Genomic DNA, 638 nt, shown 5'->3' on the forward strand with positions numbered 1-638 from the left:
GTCACGAAGCATCCGGTTAACGGTGTGACGCAATTAGTAAACGCAGTATAAGGAGGAAAATAGCATGAAAATGAAATGGCTTGTTCAAACATTCGTAACAGTATTTATCACAATGGTTTTCATGTGGATCATTAAGAAAGCTTCAGCAAAATATCATATCCCGGTTGTTTCTAAAATCGCGGCAGAAGTTTAAGGAGGAATTTTAAATTATGGCAACTCAACAACAATTATCAGCACAAGCAAAGGCGCAACTATTCTCACAAGCGACCCGCCAAACATGGCAGATGATGGGTACACAGACAGTGACAGAAGACGCACAAACGGTCGTGTTCAATCTTCCGAAAGTACGCCTACTATCACAAATTTTAGTTGAATTTGACGCGACAGTAACTCTCAAATCACAGAACGCGGCAATTCCAACAAAACCATTTTCACCATACCAGATTATCAGAAATATTGCACTGGAATTGAACAGCGGATTCCGTCCGTTTGTCGTATCAGGCGAAGCCCTTCACCTATACAGCTTAAACCGATTGAATCCAGACGTTCTATTACCTGCATCAAGTCCGCGGGCGTTATCTTACATTGAAACAGCCGCGAGCACGTCAGGTAAAGAAGCTGTCTCTTATACACATCTG

At 42.2% G+C, this 638-nt stretch carries 1 protein-coding gene; it reads left to right on the forward strand.

The features are described from left to right. Positions 1-209: 209 nt before the first annotated feature. Positions 210-638: hypothetical protein (locus tag ACV1FX_RS41735; protein ID WP_473123285.1), on the forward strand; the 429-nt coding region annotated here is incomplete at its 3' end.

It is taken from the genome of Bradyrhizobium ingae (assembly GCF_055791185.1).